The 2,022-nt window shown below is 62.7% G+C and carries 1 protein-coding gene; it reads right to left on the reverse strand.

Annotated elements, in window-relative coordinates; genetic code table 11:
- Positions 1-2,022, reverse strand: a 2,022-nt coding sequence (locus CAG46_RS27425; RefSeq protein ID WP_305880249.1) for a T6SS effector BTH_I2691 family protein, incomplete at both ends; no start/stop codon positions are given.

A 2,022-nucleotide genomic window follows, 5' to 3' on the forward strand; every position in this document is an offset into this window, starting at 1 on the left:
CGCCTTCGGCCCAATCTCCGTTTCCGCCTTTTCCTGATTCCTGCCCAGGCTGTCCTGCTGCAAATACAACCCGCCTATCGCCAGCAGAACCTCCCAGCTGCCAGCGATCCCGCGCAACCCGGAAAAACCGGTTCTAACCAATCGGGCCGCCTGCTGCGTCGTGATCTTCATCCCCTGCAACAACCTGCGCGCATCGGTTTCCAACGTCCCCGCTGCCACCGAGATATCCACCAGGGCAAGCTGTGCCGCGCTGCTCGCCTGGGTTACCCCCATGCTGGCCTCCTTGAACAACCGGCCATGCACTTCCTCGGCCTTGCCCTCGACCCACACCGTCACGCTGATCATCGTATTGGTGAACCGCGGGTCGAGCACGGCCAGGCTCATCAGCCCGTGCTGGATGATCGGCCGCACCTTGCGCATGGCCTTCATCGAGCCAAACTCGAAGTCATCGATATTGCGGCGCATCCGGTCCCGTGCCTCGGCGATCGACGCATTGGCCTTGTGCTGCAACTCCCGGAGGTGGGCGCTCTGCAAGGCGTAGTACTCGCCCAGCTTCATCTTCACTTCCAGCTCGATCAGGTGGACGCCGTTGTAGAGAAACTGCGTGGCGCTGTTCAGATGCCGCACGGCCTTCTGAATGCCAGGCGACAGGCATGGCGCCAGCCGCTGACTGGCCGCATTGAGCGCGCCCTGCGTTTCCGCAATGGCCTGCTTGAGGGTATTGCGCATGCGCAGGCCGGCGTCATCGCTGGCGATGATCTTGCTCAGCATGCCGTAGAGCTTGTCGCTGTCGTTCCAGTTGATCGCTTCCGTGGCGGAGAAACTGGGCAGCAGTCCGGCCAGCAGAGAGCGATCCCGCATCAACAACGCGCGGTAGGGCGGGCTGTCAGGGTCCTGCAGCCATTTCAACCAGAGCAGTTCGCTGGTGCCGGAAGCGGGAACATGCGGTTCAAGGTGGGGGACGACAGCTTCCGTAATGCCGCCACCCAGGCAGAGGGCCATGGTCTTGGCGTAGGCCACCCCGGACTCGCGATCGTTACCGTCGTAGTCGTACGCCTCGGCCACCTTGAACATGGGCGTATCGAACAAGGCAACGTACGCCCTTGTGTCCTTGTCGATGTAACGCTGAAACTCGCGCTCCTGCTGCTCGTATTCAGCCTGGAACGCGGCCCGCTGCGGTTCGTGGTAGCGCTCTTCAAGCCGCTCGTCACTCTCCTGCTGCGCACGCTCGACCAACAGCTGCCGCTCGACAGCCGGGTCGGTGAACACCGGCGGCCCATCACCCGTCATCGGTTCCAGCGACGGCACCTTCTGCGCCGCCCACTCCCTGTGCGTGGCACGAATGATCTGCAGGATCTGCGAGGTCTGCAGCTGATAAGCCCGCATCGGTTCTTCACGCCAGGCCTGACGCTTCAGTACCCAGTTCAGACGTTGATGGTTGTACTCCTGAATCAGCCCGACGGTGTCGTCGAGCACCACCGCCAGCACGCCGTTTTCCAGCTGGTGCCGGTTGATCGCATTGACCAGATAGCCGCGCAGGGCGAACCGGCGCAACCAGCGGCTGTGGAAGCCATGCGCACTGTCGAAGGGGGCGCAGCCATGCTGGGCATACTCGAATACCTGCTGGTCGACCCCAAGCTTATCGGGCGTCATGGCGATGCCCAGCAGTTCGGGATTGTTGCGGGCCTGAATCAGGTCCAGGCCCTCGAAGCGATGCGCAGGCGACGCGCCGCTCTTGTAGGCGTTCAGCACGCTCACCGGCCAGGGATCGCTGGAGAAGGCCAGCCAGGCGCTGGCGTACCTGCTGGTATCGATGTTGAGAAAGGCCGAAGGAATGTCGTGATCTGCGTTCACGCATTTTTCGGGCAGCGGCGAAGGCGGGCCGTCTGGCGGCTCGTAAGGGTTGAAGCGGCGCAGATGACCCTGCTCGCTGACCGCATAGGCATGCCAGACCTGCTGATCGAGCAGCACATACAGGAAGCCCCTGCGCAAGGTGCGCAAGCCGATCTTTGTCGAGATATG

It is taken from the genome of Pseudomonas sp. B23(2017), from assembly GCF_002113725.1.
Classification (GTDB): Bacteria; Pseudomonadota; Gammaproteobacteria; order Pseudomonadales; family Pseudomonadaceae; genus Aquipseudomonas; species Aquipseudomonas putida_Z.